This window comes from Paenibacillus sp. FSL H7-0703 (assembly GCF_038003485.1).
Lineage (GTDB): Bacteria > Bacillota > Bacilli > Paenibacillales > Paenibacillaceae > Paenibacillus > Paenibacillus polymyxa_B.
The window spans coordinates 3,476,026-3,496,700 of sequence record NZ_JBBOPF010000001.1; the positions used below are offsets into that span (position 1 = coordinate 3,476,026).

The following is a 20,675-nucleotide window of genomic DNA, read 5'->3' on the forward strand; positions in this document are numbered from 1 at the left end:
AGGTGTGTACATCAACCCTGATCCGGTGGTTTTTCTTATTTTAGTATGGAGGTACATAAGCTAATGGAAAAGGGCTATTCACATAGTAGGACAATGGAGCACCGCTTGAAGAGGAACAGAAAAAGACTCATTTGGATTGCTATTTTATTATTTGTGGCAGGTTGTATTACTTTCATTGCAATAAAGGTCTCAGATAACAAAACACATGCGCCAACACAGGAGATTGCTAAAAAAACAGATTCCGTATCCAAGGACTCATCAAAAGGTAAAGCGGTCTCTCCAAAAAGCGACCCCGAAGTAGAAGATGGTGCCTTTGTCGAAAAATATTTAAAGCAGCAAATGCTAGGGCAGATGCCCGATGGAGCCGATGGTAAAAAAGTGGCCTACTTATCCTTTGATGATGGTCCATCCGTGACGGTAACACCTAAAATATTGGACATTCTGAAAAAACAGAAGGTCAAGGCAACCTTTTTTATCGTAGGAAAAGAAGCCGATGAAAATGAACATACCAGGAACATTATCAAAAGAATTGTTAAAGAGGGTCATGCGATAGGAAACCACACGTACTCTCATAATTATAAGTATTTATATCCTAACAGGCGGGTAAGCACGGACCATGTTATGCAGGATATTGAGAGGAACAATAAGGTATTAAAAAGTATTCTGGGGCCAGAATTCACCACAAGAATGATCCGGTTTCCGGGGGGCCACATGACATGGAATAGAAGAGATCCACAGGGGATGGCTGCTTTGGATAAAGTCTTACTGCAAAAGGACTATCACCAGGTAGATTGGAATGTATTAACGAAGGATGCAGAGGGAGCATCCAAGAAAGCCCCTGGACTAATCAACCAATTTAAGAGATCAGTGAAAGGTCGAGAAAAAGCCATCATACTCATGCATGACACCTATGGTAAAGAAGAAACTGCAAAAGCTTTGCCGCAAATTATAGAATATCTAAAAAAACAGGGATATGAGTTTAAGGTTATGAAATAAGAGATATGTTTATATATAAGAAAAGGACGGGGCTGATGACCACCGTCCTTTTTGTTATTAAGGTATATCGTTCGCGTGTTTTAGATGCGCTCTGCTTCACCCATCGCCTGAATGAAAGCTCCGATACCTTTGGGGTCGTTGGTTATAATCGGCTCACTGATATAGTAAGCGAAGGTACCATCCCGACGATCTTTACCACCCAAACCGCTTACTTGCACCGTTTTGTTCAGATTCACGAGTCCTTCTTCAGTGATCGTGATAAATTCATCGATAATTCCCTTACGGATGATTTCTGCCTCTTGACGATATTGCTCTGGCAGATAGCCTTTGCGAACGCCCTTGGCAATAGCATAAAGAATCATGCAGGAAGCAGAGGCTTCCAGATAGTTGCCTTTCACATGGCCCAGGTTGAGCACTTGATAAAAGACTCCACTTTCTTTATCACGTACTTTCAGCAGGGCTTCCAGTGTTTCCGTCAGCATATCGAGCAAGGCAGGGCGATCTGCATGATCTTCTGGAATATAGTCCAGCACGTCAACGAGTGCCATAACGAACCAGCCCATAGAGCGTCCCCAAAAGTTCTTGGAGCAGCCTGTTTGCGGGTTGCACCAAGGCTGTTCAAGCTTCTCATCCCAAGCGTGGTAGAGCAGGCCTGTTTCAGGATCACGCGTATGTTCGTAGCAGAGCTTGAATTGCAAGGTAACATCGTCAAACTCTGACGGATCTCCGAATTCGCGGATAAATTCAGCATAGAACGGGGCACCCATGTACAAGCCGTCGAGCCAAATTTGATACGGATAAATTTGCTTGTGCCAGAATGCACCCTCGCTTGTGCGTGGGTGTTTTTCCAGCTGACTGCGTAATTGGTAGGCTGCCTTTTTATATCGTTCATCTCCTGTAGCACGATACAGAGAGAAGAGCAGCTTACCGTTATTCACATGGTCAATATTGTACTCATCTACTTTATAGCGCTGAATAACGCCATTTTCGTCAACAAAATGATCCATATGTTTTTTTATAAATTCCATGTACTTGGGATCGCCTGTCAGTTCGCCAACCCATTCCAGACCTCTGTAAATGACACCGTGGTCATATTCCCATTTTTCATAAAATTCCGGACTCCGTTGCAGAACGGAATCGCTCATACGTACAGCCCAAGAATCTGTTTTTGTAGGACTGGTTGTCGGTTGTGATGTTGGATTTGCCATGATACAGTCACCTCTTTAGTAAATGTTTAATCTGCATTTGTTATTGTTATTACATAGACGGAGTGTGCGTTTTAGGGTCAACAGGTTTGTTCTTAAAGCCCACATTATTGTTGCCCCAGCACCGATCGTAATGGAAACCTGTCAGTTCCTCGAATACCTTTCGTGCTTCCGGTTTGGCTGATTTCATGGAGCCGCCATTTTTAAGACGGTCAATTTCGGCGATCAGCTTCTTGTGGCTGTCAATATCCAGCTTCATCACGACAGAAGCAATCATACCGATGATCGCGAGAACGATGGTACCGACTACGAGTACATAAAAGATGGCGTGCTGAGCAGCGACTGGCTGACTATCAGCCCCGGATACAAAGCCAAAATGCTGTAACACCCAGCCGAGAATGAAGACAACAACGGCCCGCACCATTTTTCCGGCAAAAGTCATCATACCTGCATAAATACCTTCCCGGCGACGGCCGGTCAACGCTTCATCCACATCGGCAAGGAACGTGTATTGATTCCAAGGTATGTAGTAGACGCCCCCAGTACCAAGCCCCATGAACAGTGTGATGACATATAGCCATACCATCGTATTCGAGGCTCCCGTTATATAGAGCAGGCCATAACCTGCTACGCTAAAGCAAACGACAACGAGTGCGGCGATGAAAGGCATACGGAACCCTTTACGCACACAGAATTGGATGAAGAAATAGGTAGAAATCAATTGAATGACAGAGTTAAAGCTGTTCAAATTGGATACCATCTCCGAGCTTTGGAACAAGGAGAAGACAATAAAGTACGTAAAAGCAGAAGTAAACAGCCACTCAGCTGAAAAGCCGCCCAGGTACATCCCGAGATGATGACGGAACGTCTTGACTCGGAAGGTAGAGGAAATGTCGACAAACAACTTTTTCATCGAATCTATAAAGGAAAGCGGAGCTTCACCTTCCAGTTCCTTTTGCAGTTCCTCACTTGGACGTTCCCAGGAGTTTTTGTACAAGAATGCCATCGCAATCAGCAGAATAGCTGCAAAAACGAGACCGGTATAAAAGAAAGGCAATGGAGAGTCTTTGCCATACTCAGCAATAAAGCGACCAGGTATAAAAGCGGCGGCAAAATTGGCAATTTTGCCAAACATGGCCTTCCATCCGGTCAATCTGGAGCGTGCGCCGAAGTCCCGGGTCATCTCCGACGCTAGTGCTTCATACGGCACCATGACAGAGGTATACACCAGTTCAAACAGCACATACGTACTCAGGTAATACCAGAAGCCCAACCCATCTACCCAAAGCATCGGATACACGAGCATCAGCGGGATACCCATCATGATGAAAAAGCGACGTCTGCCGAATTTACGGCCCAAGCGGGTCCGGTGAAAGTTATCGCTGATAAAGCCCATGACCGGATTGCTGACCGCATCTATGATGCTGGCAACAGAGAAAATGGCCGCGGCCTGAACGGGAGACAGTCCGCAAAAGGTTGTATAAAAGTACATTAACCACGCACCGCTAATAGCAAGTGCGCCACTTCCCAGCATGTTACCGCTTCCATAGGCGAGTGTATGTTTCAGTGTGATTCTTCGTTCCATGATCTGTTCACCTCATATTTTGTCTGGTTATGAGGACAATCACCGGTCGCTATATTATGCAGAATTGTCTAAGTTGGTAGATGGGCCAGGGCGTCCTGAGTTGGAAGGGGCGTTTAGCGTGCCCCTATATTAGTGCCGCTCGGTGTTCCCGAGCCGATCAGATCGCTTCCTTTGGCCAGCTTAAGGAAATCACCTAGCTGGATGGAACCGTCTGCACTTCGAGTGATAGAAGGCGTGAGACTAACAAAGTCGTCTGCACTGACTACCAGACCTTTGGCATTCGTCGATTTTTTGTTTTTCCACCAAACGCTAGAGTTGTCTTGATCTGTACCGCTTGTTTTGTCACTGGCGCTTCCCTCAAAGGAAAGATTGTTAATGAACACGTGATCACCCTTGTCAAAAGCAAAATTACTTTGTCCATTGTCCCACGAGGTATTATTGGTCAACGTAATGCTGCCGGGGTTGCTATTGTAGGTGAAGCCGTGTTTTTTGTTCTGGAAAGCAATACTGTTTTTCACGATATGGTTGACTTTGATTTTGTCTCCACCCAGCTTAAATCCGTTGCCGTCGCTGTTCGCGGTAGACGTTCCATCTGCGGTCTGCCCGTTGTGGTGGGCCACACTGTTCAAAATGGTTACTTCACCGATGGGACCCGTTTCGGTTTTGCTATACAAATCCCAGCCATCGTCTACGTTGTACGCAGCCAAGCAGTTATCAAACACATTGCCTGATCCCACAGTCAATTTGGCAGCGAAGCCATCGGCATCCTCACCATTATCGGGATCAGCGTTATCGTGAGAGTAAGAATTCAAAATCAAATTGTTCGATGGCCACTCACTAGTGGAAGCGTTAGGGGAGTAACGTCCAAGCTGAAGTCCAGTATCCCGGTTGTGGTGGGTTTCCACATTTTCGATTCGGTTATTGCTGCCGCCGATATAGATACCATTATCTCCGGCACCCTTTACTTCAAGGCCCTTTACCAGCCAAAAGTCTCCGTTAAGCTGAAGTCCACGATTCGCTGAACCAAAGGCTTGAGCAGAGAAATCAAGTACCGGCTTTTCACTACCGTAAGCGACCAACCCTTTGAGTGAGCCGTTATTGCCGCTATTTTCACGCTGAATTGTAACCGTTGAGGAGTAGGTGTAGTTACCACCGCGCAGGTAAATGGTTTTACCAGGAGCAATTTGTGTAAGTGCTGCTTCGAGCGTGGTAGGACTGGATATTGTACCCGGATTGGACACGTTACCATTTGGCGCTACATACAAATCACCTGCCGCTAAAGTTGTGGAGACGGTGGTTGAGTCGGTTGTACTAACTGCCTCTTCTGTGAGTGCGGAAGAAGGGATGTCGTTGGATAACGTATCTGCGTAAGCGGTTCCAATAAGGCAAGAAGAAGCAAAAACAAAAGAAACACCGAGTCTTAGAGCGTTAAAGCCGGTTTTTGGACGATCATTTCGTTTATACATGTAATTTCCTCCTTATTTGAGCTCATATTTTAAAAGAAGATAGCATCTATAAAAGTGACTCATGCTGTCTTTCCACTAAAAACAGGACACCTCCTGGGGGAACAGATTGATCTACTATTAGTCCAAAACGCTCTAAGAAGTATATGCACAGTGTAATATATGTTAACGTTTGCATCAACAGTTTTTTACTGTTTTTTTGATATTGTGAAAAAAAGTTCACACTTTTGTTTCAACTAAAAATGCAATTTTGCCAGACTGGGAAAATTTGATTATACTTAAACATTATACATATAATAGGAATGAAAACTGTGAGAAAGGGTGGGTTTAGTGCATGGAGAGTGGAAATCATTTGACGGATTCAACTGTCGAACAATTGCAGAAAAAGCAGCCACGAGTGAAAAATGAGATGATCGATTGGCTTAAGGCCATTATTGTAGCCATTGTGCTCGTGTTCATTATACGTTGGCTATTATTTGCGCCATTTATTGTTGAGGGAGCATCCATGGAACCGAATTTCAAGACAGATGAACGAGTGGTCGTGAACAAGGTGATTTACGATTTTCGTGATCCCAAGCCGAGTGAGGTTGTTGTATTCCATGTGAGAAAGGAACAAAGAGACTTTATTAAGCGTGTTATTGGAGTGGCTGGAGATACGATTCAGTATCAAGGCGACAATCTTTATGTGAACGGTAAGAAAGTAGAGGAGTCATACATTCAGGGAGCTATTCAGGATGCGCACGCCAAGGGAGAACTATATAACAATGTTGATTTTCCAAATGGAACCATAACCGATTCCAAGGTACCTGAGGGGTATATTTTTGTGATGGGTGACCACCGCAATAATAGTAGGGATAGTCGTGCTATTGGCTTTGTCTCTATTAAAGATATTGTTGGCCGTGCGGATGTGATTTTTTGGCCGGTGGATAGCGCACAATGGGTTAAGCATAAATAATATAAGAGCGCCTAAGAGGGGGGAATTCCTCACTTAAGGCGCTTTTTATTTTATAAACTTCGAATATTTGACTCAGCCTTTGACGGCTCCAGCGACGACGCCTTTAACAATGTATTTTTGCAGAAAAATAAATACGATGATCGAAGGCAGCACAGCCATTACCATCGCGGTCATGGCGTATTGCCAGTCTGACGTATACTGTCCGACAAAGGTGTAGGCGGCCAGCGTAAGCGTTTTGGTGCTGGGTGAGCCATTAACCATAAGTAGCGGAAGCAGAAAATCGTTCCAAATCCACATCACGTCGATAATAACAATGGTGGCGGTGACCGATTTCAGCAAGGGAAAAATCACGGAAAAGAAAAGCCGGAAGCCCGAGGCTCCGTCGATCTTGGCGCTTTCGTCAATCTCGGCAGGAATACCTTTAACGAAACCATGATAGATAAACACTGCCAGCGGTGCGCCGAAGCCCCAGTACAGCAAGCCAAGTCCCCAAGTGCTGTCTGCCAAATTCAAGTCTTTCGCCAGTCGCAAGACAGTGAGCATGATGGACTGAAATGGGATCAGCATCGGCATAATGCACAGCATGTAAATCACGGAACTCCATTTGCTTTTGGTTCTTGCCAGTTTGTAGGCGGCGATGGAAGATATCAGCACGATACCTGCCAGGCCGACCACGGTAATAATGGTGTTATTCAGAAATAAGCGTGGATAGTCAATGAATTTCCATACATATACATAGTTATCCAGCGAAAGCTGCTTGGGCAGCGCAATAACGTCGGTCATGACCTCAGCGAAGCTTTTGAACGAATTGTTAATGGCGAGAAACAGCGGGTACAAAAATAACAGTGATAATACAATCATGCCCGCTTCTAGCAAAATACGTCCCGTACGGCTGCGTTGCATCAGGCTTCAACCTCCCTGCGTTTGAAAATAGACAATTGAATAATCGTAATGACCAGGACTGCAACGAATAAAATCAATGCTTTGGCTGTTCCGTAGCCATACAGATTGTTTTGGAACGTGTCCCGGTAAATATCATACGCAATACTGTATGTCGTACCACCTGGCCCGCCGCCGGTCAGAGATAAAATGACGTCGAACACTTTGATCGAGTTGGTCAGTGCCATGAAGACTGAGATCGTAATGGAAGGTGCGAGCATCGGTAGAATAATACTGAAAAATCTCCGAATCGGCCCCGCGCCATCGACAATGGCAGCTTCTTTTAAATCCTCTGGCACAGATTGCAAACCTGCAATATAAATGACCATGTAAAAGCCAATGGATTGCCAGATCGATACCGCCAAAATGGAAATAAACGCGAGCCCTTCCTCACCCAGCCAGCTTAGCTGGAAGATGCCCCAGCCTGTACTGTGTCCCAGTGACTCAAAGCCTTGCATGAAGATGAATTTCCATATAAAGCCGACAATCACGAGACTGAGGATATACGGGATAAAGAAAGCCGCCCGCAGCCAAGCCGAGCTTTTCAGCTTCATATCGAGAACGAGCGCCAGCAAAATGGCCAGCACATTCACCAATACAATGTAAAGAATGGCATACTTGACGGTAAACCAGGCTGCATGTGCAAAATTGGCGTCCCCAAGCAGGATTTGCTTGAAGTTATCCAGACCTACAAATTTCGGATGTTTGGATATGCCGTTCCACTTGGTCAGGGAATAGCGTATCGTCATCAAAAACGGAATATAAAATGCAATCGTAATGCACAGGATTACGGGCAGTGTGAATAAACCGAATTCCAGTTTACTGCCCTTGTCGCCCCAAGTTCCCCTTTTTTTCAGCATAACGCACCTCTTTTTCTCAACATTTTCCGCTCTTTCGCTCCAAGCTGTTTAAGATATAATGAAAGTATAGGATAGCCCCTAGGGCCGGACCAATGGATTTAAGAAAACAGTTGAGGGTAAAAATGTGTACGCTTTCAAAAGGGGCGGTTATCATGATGTCAGAGCGTGTAGGAACGTTTCTTCGCTCTATGTGGAGGAGGATCACGCAAAAATTAGTGAACAAGCTCATTCTACTTTTTACCTCGGTGATTATTCTGGTGGTGGGCTCACTCACAATTATTTCCTATCAGATGATTGAAAAGGAGTCGGTTAACCATAGCATCGCCAGCACGACCAATAATCTGTTGCTGGTCAATCAGAATTTGGAGGATTACTTGGAGGGAATGCAGCAGTTGGCCCTTCCGCAGCTTCGTTATAACGATATCATGAACGCCATTGCCAATGAGAACCGGGACTATGCTTCGAGAATGGTCATTGAAAATTACTTGCGCAGCATGTTTTATTCACGTAATGATCTGGAAGCGATCTATCTGTATGTGGCGGACCGACATCAATACTATGTGGTTACCAGGGAGACGTACAACATTACGGTGCGCAAAGGAATAAACACAGATATTCCCAAGCTTCCTTGGTATAAAGAGGCGATGGCTAGTACCACGAACGAATCATTTCAATCCTTTGTGGGGTCCCGCTCTGATATGGGTTATGTGGCGCCACAAGCCAGCTTTATGGCATACCATCGAGTGCTGAGGTCGATTGCATCCCGCCATCCGCAGGCGGTGCTGTCCTTTTATTACAATACGAGCGCCGTGGACGAAATCATGCAGAACATTCCACTGGGCAAAGGAGACCAATTGATGCTAATGAGCCCTAAAGGGGTTCCCTTTTATGTGAACAGCTTTCCGCTATATGAGCGGATGCGTGATTCCGGAGTGTTGGCACAGATCGGCAAGGGAGGAAGCGGGCGAGTAACGTGGTCAGATAGCAGTGGCAATCAGGAGTATTTGGTCGTCTATGATACTGGCGAAAAAGATGGGTGGCAGCTCATTAAGCCCATCCCATACCGCCAGATTTATGAAGCAGCTACGACAACACGGAATTGGAGCTATGCCATCGGGGCTTTATTTTTAGGTGTGTCTATTATATTAGTGACACTGACCTCGAACGCCATTACCCGACCTTTACATAAGCTGTCCACCCAGATGCAGCGGTTTAGCACCGGAGATTTTGGAGCAGCAGCTCCTGTGAAGGGACATGACGAGATTGCATATTTGTCGCTGCATTTTAACGAAATGGTCCAAAGAACCGAAGAACTTATTAATGAGCGCTATCGCATGAAGCTGGTCGAAAAGAACGCCATACTCAAGGCGTTGGAGGCTGAAATTAATCCTCATTTTCTGTACAATGCCCTGCAAGCCATATCCACGCAGGCATTAAAGCGGGAGATGTTCGACATGGCGGATATGGTGGATGCGTTGGCCCAAACGTTGCGGTATTCCATCAACGGCAAGGATATCGTAGTTGCCCGCGAAGAGCTCAAGCACATTGAACGGTATATAGGTCTGCAAAAAGCAAGGTTCGGAGCGAGACTGCGGGTCGAAGTGGTATGGGAAGAAACGCTGATGGAGCTGCCGATTCCGAGATTATCTGTGCAGACGTTGGTGGAAAACGCTATCAAGCATGCGTTGGAAAAAGTATCAAGCGATATTCTGATCGTCATTTCAGCCGAATCGAGTTCTACAAATGCCACAATTACAGTCAGGGACAACGGACCTGGAATTTCAGAGGACAAGCTGAAAATGGTGCTGGATTCATTCCATGAAAAATGGGAAGAACGGGAGAGCGAGCATATTGGTTTGAAAAATCTGAACACACGGTTGAAGCTTTTGTATGGAGATCAGGCAGGATTATTCATACTTACGGATGAAACGGGAACGGGAACGGAAATGAGAATGCAAATTCCCCGGGGAGGAAGTAGTCATGTATAACGTATTGATTATTGACGATGAGGAGCCATTGCGCGAAGCCATTCGTATTATCGGGGACTGGGACGGTCTGGGCATCGAACATATTTATGAGGCGACGAATGGAAGGTTGGGACTGGAGCTGTTGGGTCAGCACCATATAGATGTGGTGATGGTCGATATGAAAATGCCTGAGCTGAACGGTATCGAATTTCTTCGTGCTATCGAAAAGGCATATCCCCACCTGCTGACGATTGTCATTAGTGGCTACAATGACTTTGAATTTACACGGCAGGCGATTCAATCCCGGGTGGTGGACTATCTGCTCAAACCTATCAATCGTCAGGATCTGAACCAGGCACTGCGCAAAGCAGTGGACATTCTGGAAAGTCGAGAGCAAAGCAAAAACAAGTTCATTAGCCAGAACATTACGCTGAATATGTCACTGCCGAAGCTGAAAGAGAAGCTATATTTGTCCATTTTGGACGGTAGCTTTAAAAGGCAGGCCAATACGACGTTGCTCCCATTGATCGGAGCGGATCAGCCGGGGAATCGCTTTGGGGTGATCGTGCTGCGGCTGCTGAACAGGGATGAGATTCGCAGGACGCGTTTTCATGGCGATGCCGATCTGATGGATTTTGCCGTGACCAATGTGTTAGCTCAGACATCAGATGAACGGTTGAGTTGTTTTAGCTTCTCCCATCCGCGACGGGAGCGTGAGATCGTTTCGATCTGTACCTTGGCCCCAGGACAAGAAGAACATATGGCCTTACTATTGGCACAAGTGACACAGAAGGCGGTGGTGAACCTGCATGGGCTGTTCAGCATGGTGGTAGTTGCCGGATTGGGTAAGCTCTGCACAGATGTATTGGAGCTAGCGTCTGCTTATATGGATGCCAAGACGCTCATTCACAGCACGGATGTGTTGAAGATGGAAGGGGAATCCATTCTTCATACAGTGCCACGGCAAATGGGTACGTTAGAGGAAATGTCATGGACGGAGCGACTGTTGTCGATCCAAAAGGATGCTCAGACAGGTCAGGCGAACCGGGCAAAGGTACTGCTGGGCGATCTGCTGAAACAATTGGCATCAGGCCCTATTTTCCGTTTACAGGATGCGGATCGAATGATGAACGAGTTCCATTTTTTACTGAGAGAAGCTGCGGTTGAGTTAGGTGCGTCTACGTCAGTGTTGAATCAAGATGGAGCTTTGGAAGAACTGGAGCAAGTGGGGGAAAGCGATCTGTCTGCTGATTTTACGAGCTTTGTCCACTACGGTCAGAGATTGAATCGGATGCTGGAGCTTTACATTGCTGGGGTCCAACATGCTCAAGCGGGGAACCAGCCCTTTGACATAACGGACATCAAAAGGCACATCGACCGTTATTATTTTGAGGATATCAAAATTTCTTTTTTTGCCGAAACCTATTTTTTGAGTCGGGAATACCTGATGAAGCTGTTCAAGCAGCAGTTTGGTTACGGTATTCACGAATATGTACAGAAGGTTAGAATGGACAAGGCGAAGGAGCTGCTGGGTGATTCTAGCCTGAAAATACAGGAAATCTCGGATATGCTCGGCTACAAAGATAAAAATTATTTCAGTAAGGCTTTTCGTAATTATTATCAGGTGTCACCGTCTGAGTATCGCGTGAGCCTGCAATAAACCACTTTTTTACCCTTAACGCTTCACTAATCTGCCTTTTTAAATTGCAGTATATTTTTTAGAATGAGCGCATGGACGTTGATCACAAACAAATGGGGGAGTATCCATGTTAAAGAAGATGATGGCGTTATCCGGCAGTTTGCTTTTGACGGTCGGTTTGTTGAGCGGATGTGGAAGCAGCGGCGGCACGGATGCGTCGAAAGAAAGTGCTGGCGGCAAAGAAGATTTGAAAACGGTTACAGTAAACATGTTCACAGCTTCACCAGAGTATACCGATGCTTTTAACGCGTATATCGAGGAGTATAAGAAGGTCAAACCTAACGTGAAGATCAATCTGGAGATCATGCAGGCAGACTACAACACGATTCTGAAGTCGAAAATAGCCTCAGGTAGTACACCGGATGTATTCCAAACGACGGCAGGAGGCGACATCGACACGTATGCAGATTATAGCGCCGATCTGACCAATGAGCCGCTGGCAGCAGCCATGACGGATGCCGTTCGAGCGAATATGAGTTCCAGTGACGGCAAAGTGCTGGGACTCCCGGTGAAGGGGAACCTGTTTGCGTTGATTTACAACAAAGATTTGCTTACCAAGGCTGGGATAACCTCCCCGCCGAAGACAATTGCGGAGATGCAGGATGCTGTTACCAAACTAGAGGCGAAGGGCATTACTCCATTTGCCAACGCATATAAAGAGTGGTGGGTATGGAAGCATATCTTCATGCACTATGTAGATGCTGCCGCGCAGGATGCTGGCGTAGAGCCGAAGCAGCTCGTTAATGATTTTATCGCAGGTAAAGCAAAAATCAAGGACTACCCAGTGCTGTACAACAACTTCTTTAGCTTCATCGATTTAACGGTGAAACATGGCACAGATAAGCCGCTGGAACGGGACAGCAATGCGGGAGTAAGTGATTTTGCATCTGGAAAAGCTGCGTTTATGACGGGTAAAGGTGCGTGGGATGAGGAAGCGATCAAGAAAATTAATCCTGATCTCAAGATCGGCATCATGGGATATCCGGTGAGTGACAAAGCTGATCAATCAGTCATCATTACCGGTGCAGATCAGGCGCTGCGTATCAACAAGGATTCTGAAGTATCGAAGGAAACGATTGAATTTTTCAACTGGCTGTACACTTCGGAATACGGTAAGAACTGGTTCTCCCAGGTAGCGAAGGTGATTCCTCCAATTAAGGATGCACCGCTTCCTGATCTGGAAATGCCTAAGGAAATGGAAAGCATTTTGAAAACGTCGAAGTCCGGTGATCTGTCTGTTAACTACTCGCTGGATACGTTCCACCAAAAATTTGGCGAGCTGATGCAGGCATATATCAGTGGTAACATGAACAAGGATCAGGCGGTTGCAGAGATTGAGAAGGCATGGGTGCAATTAGGTTCAGCACAATAAGATTAGTTCCGCAGAGACGTCCGTAAGGGCGTCTTTTTGTGTTATAGCTAGGGGTAAAGAGGATGTAGACAAAAAAATATTTAATAATATTTAAATATTTACTTGCAAAAAGTTATTGAGTTGTGGATAATAGGTTGTGTGCAATATATCTACAACATTACGTATACATAATGACTGCACGGTGCAAATACGAGGGATACCCCAGTTGGGGAATCTCTTTGTTTCGTTTGGACTGTGCCGATTGTGCTTATAATAGACCGTGTAATTTGGAACGCATTTTCATTTGTGTGATAGAGATAAAAAGGAGATGAACGCTTTGACGAATTCGTTGTTTACACCGTACACCCTGAAGAATTTAGAATTGAAAAACCGGGTGGTCATGGCCCCAATGTGCCAATACTCGGTGACAGCCAAGGACGGGATTCCGAATGACTGGCATCATGTTCACTACCTAAGCCGAGCTATTGGAGGCACGGGCCTAATTATTATAGAAATGACGGACGTAGAGCCGGATGGACGGATTACAGATTTTGATCTGGGCCTTTGGTCAGATGAGCATATCCCGGCTTATAAGAAGCTGGTTGATGGCATTCATACGCACGGGTCCAAGGTAGGCATCCAGATTGCTCATGCGGGCCGTAAAGCTGAGGATGCAGCAGAGCCGGTGGCTCCCTCGGCAATCGCCTACCCGGATGCAAATTATAAACAGCCGCGCGCATTGACCACGGAGGAAGTGCGTGGCATGGTGCAAAAATTCGGAGACGCCGCCCGTCGGGCGGTTCAAGCAGGCGTGGATACGATTGAGCTTCACGGTGCACACGGTTACCTGATTCACCAATTCCATTCGCCAGTTACAAACAAGCGGGACGACGAGTACGGTAAGGATTTATCCCGTTTCGGTGTTGAAGTTATTCAGGCTGTACGCAAGCAAATGCCTGCGGGTATGCCGTTAATCTTACGCATCAGCGCGGTGGAATACGTAGATGGTGGGTACGATGTGGATCATGCCATTGAGCTGAGCCGTGCATATCAGGCGGCAGGCGTAGACGTGATCCATGTTAGCTCGGGCGGGGAAGGCCCTGCTGGCGCCAGAAAGCCGGGCAACTATCCGGGCTATCAAGTGCCGTTCGCACGCCAAATTCGCGAGGCACTGAACATCCCGGTGATTGCTGTAGGCTCGTTGGATGACCCAGCCTTGGCGCAGTCCGTTATCGGCAACGAGGATGCTGATCTGGTCGCTGTGGGACGCGGATTGTTGCGCGATCCATATTGGGCGATTCATGCAGCAGTGACGCTGCGCGGCGAGGAGCCTTCCATACCTGAACAATATCAACGTGGCTACTGAGGCCTAAGTAATCCCACGTTGTTTATATATAAACAAGGCACCTGCAACGAAGTGTACGCTTCGTCAGGTGCCTGTTTTGTTTTATGGACAGATGGTACAGTGTAAGCAATCTTACACGTAGTAGTGGTTATATTTTGTATACTTGTATTATTTAGTGATTAGGAGGTTTGAAAGTGGAATATATTATCGAAACGAAAAAGCTCCGCAAACAGTTTGGGGGGGCTGTAGCTGTAGACGACATATCCTTACATGTGGAGCGTGGCAGTATCTACGGTTTCCTCGGTGAAAATGGAGCTGGTAAGACAACCACTATCCGCATGCTAATGAGGCTAATTGAGCCTACAAGTGGGGAGGTTTTTTTATTTGGCGAGCGGCTGGAGAAAAACTATCCTTCTATTTTCTCGAAAATAGGTACAATTATCGAAACGCCTGGTTTATATGAAAATTTGAGCGCACGCGACAATCTAAGAATTTGCTGTATGTATATGGGGGTGCAGGACGATGGAAGGATAGAACGTACCCTAACTACGGTGGGATTAGAGCATACCGGCAAAAAAAAGTTTAAGGATTTTTCCCTAGGGATGAAGCAAAGATTAGGGATTGCGAGGGCGCTTGTTCATGACCCTGAGTTGCTTATATTAGATGAGCCGACGAACGGACTGGACCCATCTGGAATTAAGGAAATTCGTCAGCTATTGAAGCGGTTGTACGAGGAAGAAGGAAAAACGATTCTTATTTCCAGTCATATCTTGAGCGAAATTCAGCAGTTAGCTACACACATCGGGATTATACATAATGGAAAACTGTTAGCGGAAGATCGTTTGAGCCGGTTAGAGGAAGGCTTTGAGCAATATACAGATGTAAAGGTAGATGATGCAGAAGCAGTGCAAATATTTCTGCAAGAGCACATGAAGCAGCTTCAATCTAATGTAATATCCCCACAACAACTAAGAATTCATAGTCAGATTGAGAATACAGCTGCGTTAAATAAGCAGTTAATAGATCATCAGTTTTCAGTCTATGAGATACACACCACAAAGCAGACACTGGAGGAGTACTTTCTAACACTCATTTCAGAAGAGGGTGAGCGGCATGATTAGAGCAGAACTTATTAAGCTTAAAGGCTCTAAAGCCTTCTTGTTGAGCTATATTATATTACTGGCTGTTGTACTGTTGATGTTTGGATTGAGCGCTATTTTTTACAGATATTCAATTGATAATCTGGGTTGGGACTACTATTTTACAAATATTGTTTCCTTGGTCAATATTGCAGCCGGATTTATCAGCTATTACATTTTAACGGGTCATATTTTTGCAAGAGAGTATCAGGAAAACACGCATCTGTTTATGTTTACCACGCCTGTCACCAGGGTTAAATTTTATTTTAGTAAATTGATCATTATTTATGGATTTATTATTGTATCCTTATTTCTCGTTCTGTTTTTGTCTGCCTTATTAGGCATGTCCATTACAGATCGACCTTTAACGATGGCTATCTGGGTATACCAAATCCAAGTGTTTGCTAAAATGTGTGTGATGCATGCGATGTTAATTCCAATCGCCTCTTTTTTTGCTATACGCTGGAAGAGCATCATGGTGGTTGTACTCGTAGTTTGTACTGCAATATTTTTGAATTTTATATACAAAAGTGAATGGTACCCTTGGATTGTGCCCTATCTCTTATCTCCTAATGAAAGAAATGCGACTATACCTACCAATGTTTCAATAGCATGGCTCAGCTTATCCGTGATCTTTCTTCTTGGATTGTTTTTATCCATATGGACATATCAGAGAAGAGCCTAAATGAAGATTTTTTGAAAGGAGGGCTACTATGTTTGACCTGTTTAGAGCAGAGTGCTTGAAGCTGAAAGGAACTAAAATTCTTTTTCTAAGTGTGTTTATTTTAATAGCAACCGTATTTTTGACTTTTAGTACTTACGCCATAAATCCTAAACTTTCCTTGGATCGTGATGGATGGAATGAATACTTTATGGATTTGGTATCCTCCATTAATTTAATAACTGGATATATGAGCTATTACATTTTGACCTGCTATATCTATGCGAGAGAATACCAGGAGAACACTCATATTGCACTGTTTACAAACCCAGTTCGCCGAACTCGGATTTACTTCAGCAAGCTGCTCGTTATCTATATGTACATCGCTGTTAGCCTGCTGTTAGCATTTGTGCTATCTGCGATATTGGGTATGTTTATTACGGCCAGACCGCTAACCTTTGAAATCGTTATGTATCAGCTTGGGGTATTTGCTAAAATGATTCTTATGCACGCTATGCTCATCCCGATCATCACGTTCTTCGCTATTCGTTGGAAAAAATTTGTGCCTGCTATTATGGGAATGTGTACGGTCATGTGTTTAAATTTTGTTTTAATTAATATACCGGGGAATACCTTTTATCCATGGACAGTGCCGTTATTGTTTTCTACCCATGGCGACATGGGCAGAACATTTACGTATGTTCCTGGAGGATTCATCAGTATTTGCTTCATTTTTGTGCTGGGACTTTTTTTAGCATTGCGAAGTTATGTTCGTATAGAAAAATAAGTAGAGTATAACAAAAAGAAATAGACCGCCCTGGAGAGGGAACACGGTCTATTTCTAATAGATAGCCCTTTTCAGCCGACCGCTCTTCAAAGCGGCAGCTGCCAAGAGTAGGGATGTTACCAGCATCCTTGCTCTTTTTTAGTATATCCTTCTATCATTTATTTTTAGCATATCTGAATAACCAATATAACTGAATGCCGCTGTTTACTTGGTGAAAATTTTAACTTCCTTTGGAGCGAGAGTCACGGTGATCGAGCCGTTGTTAATCTGAACGGAGTCGTTGCTTAGCTGGTTGGTCAGGCGGGTTCCGTTGGACAGATTATCGAAGTTGCCAATCGTGCGGGTTTGGCTATTCCAGGAGTTGTTGATAAAGACGATGGCCTCGTCGCCATTTTTAGAGCGCTGAAAACTGTAAAAGGAGTCGTCCACCCATTTTTCCTTTTGGTTGCCGTTTTGCAGAGCAGGGTGGTTGTTGCGCACAGAGTTCAGCTTAGCGATGTACTGATACAGGTCATGATTGGCGTTAAACACAACGTTTTCCCGGTTGGCAGGATCATCTCCGCCACTAAAGCCTTGCTCGGTGCCTTGATAGATGATAGGAATCCCGCGTGAGGTCAAAGTAAAGCCCAAGGCAGCTTTGAGCTGAGGCCATTTGTCATAGTTAGCACCCGGCTTGCCAGAGGCGTCATTCAGGAAACGTTTTACATCATGATTGTCGATAAATACACCGTTGGTCTGGGCATCGCGATAGTAACGATCATCGGAGTAGCGCTCCTTGATTTTTCTCATGGATTGATCGTGTCCGAACACATCCTTGATTGTATAATACATCGGAAAATCTAATGCGGCATCGAGATATCGGGTGTAATCCCCTACATAGGCAGGGTCGCCATGGAAAATTTCACCCATGGTGAAGGTATTGGCGGCTTGATCAAAATCCTTCAGGAACCCTTTGGGTACATGCTTCACAGTGTCCACCCGCAGTCCGTCGACCCCCGACTCGTTCAACAGCCATTTGATCCAGTTTTTGAGCTCATTTGCTGTTGCAGGGTTGTCCTGATTCAGGTCATCTAATCCAGCCACATCACCGTTTTCGATTTTCGATTGGTTGTTGGAGCTGTAGTCTGCTCCTGTGATGTCGCCATTGTGATGATACCAATCTGCTTTGTCGAAGGGAGCCTTGGCGATGCCGTTCCCAGGTTGAAAATCGCCGGTGTGATTGGGAACTACGTCCAGCATAACAGCGATATTTTTGTCGTGTGCCTTACCAACCAGCTCTTTGAACTTGTCCATGGTACCGAGATGTCCGTCTACCGCATAAAAATCATACGTATGATAGCCGTGGTAAGCGTATTCGCTCTTTTGCATCGTTACTGGAGTAATCCAGATGGCGGTAAACCCCATATTTTTAATGTAGTCGAGTTGGTTAATAATACCTTGAAAATCGCCACCGTGCCACTTGCGCTGATCGCTGTTGTTGGAATTGAAACCACCGTAATTATCGTTGGATGGATCTCCGTTGCTAAATCGGTCTGTCATGATAAAATAAATGCTCTGTTTGCTCCAGTCTGTGCCAAGGGGAGTGGGCTTGGAGAGGGTACCCGGATCTATAGAGGTGAAGGCGCTCGAAAGCGCCTCCGTTTGAGCAGTTACTTCAACTCCGTTAACATTGGGTGTGTAGGTAGAAGTGCTTACGTTTAAGGATACACCCGAAAGTTTTTCTGTTTGGATAGGCCCTGCCACTTCGTTGAGGTCGGTTGTGTAGGTGGAAGTCACTACGCTGACGGCACTTCCTGAAGGTGCCCCCGTTCGGATAGATCCTGCAGCTCCGTTCAAGCCGGGTGTGTAGGTAGAAGTTCCAGTGCTGAAAAGGTAATTTTTAGTATTGTTGCTGTCCCAGTTGTTATTGCCGTCATTAAAAGCAGCTTCCAATTGGGAGGCAGAACCGATATCGACGGTAATTTTAGCATAGCCGCTAATTTCGGCATCCTGCATTTTCACACCCGGTGCAGCAGTCCAGCTACCACCAGCAGGACGGTAGTGAATGTAAGGCGAGTTGAAGCCTTTTTTATAGTATATCGTTACTTTGTTGCCTGTACCGCCATTATTGTCAGGCTTGGCTTTGCTGATGATATATTGTTTGAATCCACTCAACTCACCGGTTGGTGAGCCATCATTGTTGACGAGATTGTTGATGCGCAATAACGTAAACCCGTGATAACCGAACTTCGTGATTTTCTCCTCGATTTTTTGGAAGCCGCTGCCGCCTGTCGGGAGTGCATTTTCACCATTCAGGCGAACACCCTTGGCATTCGCGATGGAGGAGACGGTATCAACCAGGGTGGACGGCAACGAATAATTCGGTGCTGTGCCACTGTCACTCATCTCCAGGCAAGTAAATGTCAAGTCTAGATCGGCATCCTTGAATTTCTGAATGAGACGGTTGTAATCATAATATCCACCCGCTTGTTCTGTGCTGTGAGGCATGGCAGGATTGTTCATCTGCCAGTGCAGACCGGAAATCTTGGCTCCGATTCGGACACCGAACACAGAATCGAAGTTTTTGTGTGCAGCAGCTCCGATGACGCCCAGATGCTTCTCAAGCACGCTTTGGTACCACGACAGAAAATCCTTCCCATACGTGGAATTATACCCGCCGTTCGTATAAAATCCGTCCCCGTCAGTCGGCGGATTGATTTGGCTAAGGCTGCTCAGCTTGGTACCCCATGCTGCATTAATCTTGTCCATTGATCCATACTTTTCATTCATGGCCGTGCGGAACGCACTTTTGGCTGTTTCAGTGTAGGCTTGGAATTTGCCCCGTGCAGGATAACTCCATCCCGCTGCCGGATAGTATGAAGGATATCGCAATTCTCCAGAGGGCCCACCGCTTAAATAAATTTTGGGAATGATGCTTTTGTAGCTAGCAAAGGTTTGAGCAAATGAGGCATATAGCTCGTCATATTGTTTACCAGTCCCGCTCCATAATGGAGAGAGGGCTTCGTTATTGGCAAAACCGTTTTCGTCCTTGAACTGCATTTCATCTGCACTGCCCTTGCTCGACAGCCAGCTTGGCAGTGGGATGTTGCAGTCATCTCCCACATTTCCTCCACACTTATGCGTTGAGATGATAGGAACCCACTTCAGTCCCGCTTCTTTCACGGCATCTGCATAGGTCTTGTAGTAGCTCCAATCGAACTGGTTATCTCCTGCGCTCTCCACATAGCCCCACCAGACGTCGGTAGTGATGGCATACACGCCATTGTTTTTCAACGTTTGCAGTTGCTTTTTAAAGGAACCCCAGTCATTAATTTTCGCCAGCGGTCCCATAACGGAAGCCTGAAAATCATCTGCAACCGCAGCGCTCGCCGTATTAGAGGGTGAGCCAATGAAGGCGGTCAGAGAGAGCACAAGGCTTAGTAGAAGCATACACCCTTTTTTCCATAGACTTCGATACAAGGTCAAACCGATCATCCTCCCCAAAGCATAGTCTAATTCGACAACATTTTGTAAACGTCTACAAAAATAGTATAAAGCAAGCGGTTGCATAAAGAGAAGAATTTATTGCACACTCAGAGTGGACAAATATGACATTTTACGTAAGCAACCGTGTGCTTAAAAGCTTCCAGGCAAAAAAATAAGGCATAGGTCTGAGAAAGACGCATGCCTTTTAATGATGTGCGGATAGACAATGCCAGTATAGGAGAAAGCGAACCTAGGCGT

At 45.6% G+C, this 20,675-nt stretch carries 15 protein-coding genes; 9 read left to right on the top strand and 6 right to left on the bottom strand.

From position 1 onward, the window contains the following. Window positions 1-63 precede the first annotated feature (63 nt). Entirely contained in the window at window positions 64-996 is a 933-nt protein-coding gene (locus MHB46_RS15335; protein ID WP_341162761.1) for a polysaccharide deacetylase family protein, read from the top strand. 80 nt (window positions 997-1,076) lie between these two features. On the opposite strand, the gene MHB46_RS15340 is transcribed toward MHB46_RS15335, so the two are convergent. From MHB46_RS15340 to MHB46_RS15350, 3 genes are all read right to left on the bottom strand, one after another. Next, on the bottom strand, window positions 1,077-2,204 hold the full coding sequence (locus tag MHB46_RS15340; protein WP_341162762.1) for a glycoside hydrolase family 88/105 protein: 1,128 nt from the start codon (window positions 2,202-2,204) through the stop codon (window positions 1,077-1,079). Between the two features lie 49 nt (window positions 2,205-2,253). After that, the gene (locus tag MHB46_RS15345; protein WP_025719365.1) at window positions 2,254-3,786 is read right to left on the bottom strand and encodes an MFS transporter; all 1,533 of its coding nucleotides are present in this window, start codon (window positions 3,784-3,786) and stop codon (window positions 2,254-2,256) included. 113 nt (window positions 3,787-3,899) lie between these two features. Then, entirely contained in the window at window positions 3,900-5,252 is a 1,353-nt protein-coding gene (locus MHB46_RS15350; RefSeq protein WP_341162763.1) for a right-handed parallel beta-helix repeat-containing protein, read from the bottom strand. 331 nt (window positions 5,253-5,583) lie between these two features. On the opposite strand from MHB46_RS15350, the gene lepB reads away from it, so the two are divergent. Continuing rightward, a complete protein-coding gene (lepB, locus tag MHB46_RS15355; protein WP_341162764.1) occupies window positions 5,584-6,204 on the top strand; it encodes a signal peptidase I in 621 nt (206 codons plus the stop codon). A gap of 72 nt (window positions 6,205-6,276) precedes the next feature. Here lepB and MHB46_RS15360 read toward each other — a convergent pair whose 3' ends face one another. Next, window positions 6,277-7,107: a carbohydrate ABC transporter permease gene (locus tag MHB46_RS15360; RefSeq protein WP_013312583.1), complete on the bottom strand. Its 831-nt coding sequence runs from the start codon at window positions 7,105-7,107 to the stop codon at window positions 6,277-6,279. Continuing rightward, window positions 7,107-8,003, bottom strand: coding sequence for a carbohydrate ABC transporter permease (locus MHB46_RS15365; protein WP_165178073.1), 897 nt, complete (start codon window positions 8,001-8,003; stop codon window positions 7,107-7,109). Before MHB46_RS15365 ends, MHB46_RS15360 begins: the two co-directional genes overlap by 1 nt. Before the next feature lie 122 nt (window positions 8,004-8,125). On the opposite strand from MHB46_RS15365, the gene MHB46_RS15370 reads away from it, so the two are divergent. The 7 genes from MHB46_RS15370 (at window position 8,126) to MHB46_RS15400 (ending at window position 16,952) form a co-directional block, all read left to right on the top strand. Beyond that, complete coding sequence (locus tag MHB46_RS15370; protein ID WP_341163755.1) at window positions 8,126-9,991, top strand: cache domain-containing sensor histidine kinase; 1,866 nt, start codon at window positions 8,126-8,128, stop codon at window positions 9,989-9,991. Next, on the top strand, window positions 9,984-11,630 hold the full coding sequence (locus MHB46_RS15375; RefSeq protein ID WP_341162765.1) for a response regulator: 1,647 nt from the start codon (window positions 9,984-9,986) through the stop codon (window positions 11,628-11,630). Before MHB46_RS15370 ends, MHB46_RS15375 begins: the two co-directional genes overlap by 8 nt. A gap of 106 nt (window positions 11,631-11,736) precedes the next feature. Then, window positions 11,737-13,041, top strand: coding sequence for an ABC transporter substrate-binding protein (locus tag MHB46_RS15380; protein WP_341162766.1), 1,305 nt, complete (start codon window positions 11,737-11,739; stop codon window positions 13,039-13,041). Between the two features lie 316 nt (window positions 13,042-13,357). After that, window positions 13,358-14,386, top strand: a complete 1,029-nt coding sequence (locus MHB46_RS15385; RefSeq protein ID WP_341162767.1) for an NADH:flavin oxidoreductase/NADH oxidase — start codon at window positions 13,358-13,360, stop codon at window positions 14,384-14,386. A 173-nt stretch (window positions 14,387-14,559) separates the two neighbouring features. Then, window positions 14,560-15,486: an ABC transporter ATP-binding protein gene (locus tag MHB46_RS15390; protein ID WP_341162768.1), complete on the top strand. Its 927-nt coding sequence runs from the start codon at window positions 14,560-14,562 to the stop codon at window positions 15,484-15,486. Next, window positions 15,479-16,189 (top strand): ABC transporter permease, encoded by a 711-nt coding sequence (locus MHB46_RS15395; RefSeq protein WP_341162769.1) that lies wholly within the window; start codon window positions 15,479-15,481, stop codon window positions 16,187-16,189. Before MHB46_RS15390 ends, MHB46_RS15395 begins: the two co-directional genes overlap by 8 nt. A 28-nt stretch (window positions 16,190-16,217) precedes the next feature. Continuing rightward, a complete protein-coding gene (locus MHB46_RS15400; RefSeq protein ID WP_341162770.1) occupies window positions 16,218-16,952 on the top strand; it encodes an ABC transporter permease in 735 nt (244 codons plus the stop codon). Window positions 16,953-17,156: 204 nt separating this feature from the next. Here the strand turns inward: MHB46_RS15400 and MHB46_RS15405 are convergent, their stop codons facing one another. Beyond that, complete coding sequence (locus MHB46_RS15405; RefSeq protein WP_341162771.1) at window positions 17,157-20,417, bottom strand: family 14 glycosylhydrolase; 3,261 nt, start codon at window positions 20,415-20,417, stop codon at window positions 17,157-17,159. Window positions 20,418-20,675: the final 258 nt, after the last annotated feature.

Excerpts from the sequence above, each read along its gene's own strand:
- MHB46_RS15380 (WP_341162766.1), top strand. The coding sequence starts at position 11,737 with ATGTTAAAGAAGATGATGGCGTTATCCGGCAGTTTGCTTTTGACGGTC.
- MHB46_RS15340 (WP_341162762.1), bottom strand. The coding sequence starts at position 2,204 with ATGGCAAATCCAACATCACAACCGACAACCAGTCCTACAAAAACAGAT.
- MHB46_RS15395 (WP_341162769.1), top strand. The coding sequence starts at position 15,479 with ATGATTAGAGCAGAACTTATTAAGCTTAAAGGCTCTAAAGCCTTCTTG.
- MHB46_RS15360 (WP_013312583.1), bottom strand. The coding sequence starts at position 7,107 with ATGCAACGCAGCCGTACGGGACGTATTTTGCTAGAAGCGGGCATGATT.
- MHB46_RS15370 (WP_341163755.1), top strand. The coding sequence starts at position 8,126 with ATGTGTACGCTTTCAAAAGGGGCGGTTATCATGATGTCAGAGCGTGTA.
- lepB (WP_341162764.1), top strand. The coding sequence starts at position 5,584 with ATGGAGAGTGGAAATCATTTGACGGATTCAACTGTCGAACAATTGCAG.
- MHB46_RS15365 (WP_165178073.1), bottom strand. The coding sequence starts at position 8,003 with ATGCTGAAAAAAAGGGGAACTTGGGGCGACAAGGGCAGTAAACTGGAA.
- MHB46_RS15335 (WP_341162761.1), top strand. The coding sequence starts at position 64 with ATGGAAAAGGGCTATTCACATAGTAGGACAATGGAGCACCGCTTGAAG.
- MHB46_RS15350 (WP_341162763.1), bottom strand. The coding sequence starts at position 5,252 with ATGTATAAACGAAATGATCGTCCAAAAACCGGCTTTAACGCTCTAAGA.
- MHB46_RS15345 (WP_025719365.1), bottom strand. The coding sequence starts at position 3,786 with ATGGAACGAAGAATCACACTGAAACATACACTCGCCTATGGAAGCGGT.
- MHB46_RS15375 (WP_341162765.1), top strand. The coding sequence starts at position 9,984 with ATGTATAACGTATTGATTATTGACGATGAGGAGCCATTGCGCGAAGCC.
- MHB46_RS15400 (WP_341162770.1), top strand. The coding sequence starts at position 16,218 with ATGTTTGACCTGTTTAGAGCAGAGTGCTTGAAGCTGAAAGGAACTAAA.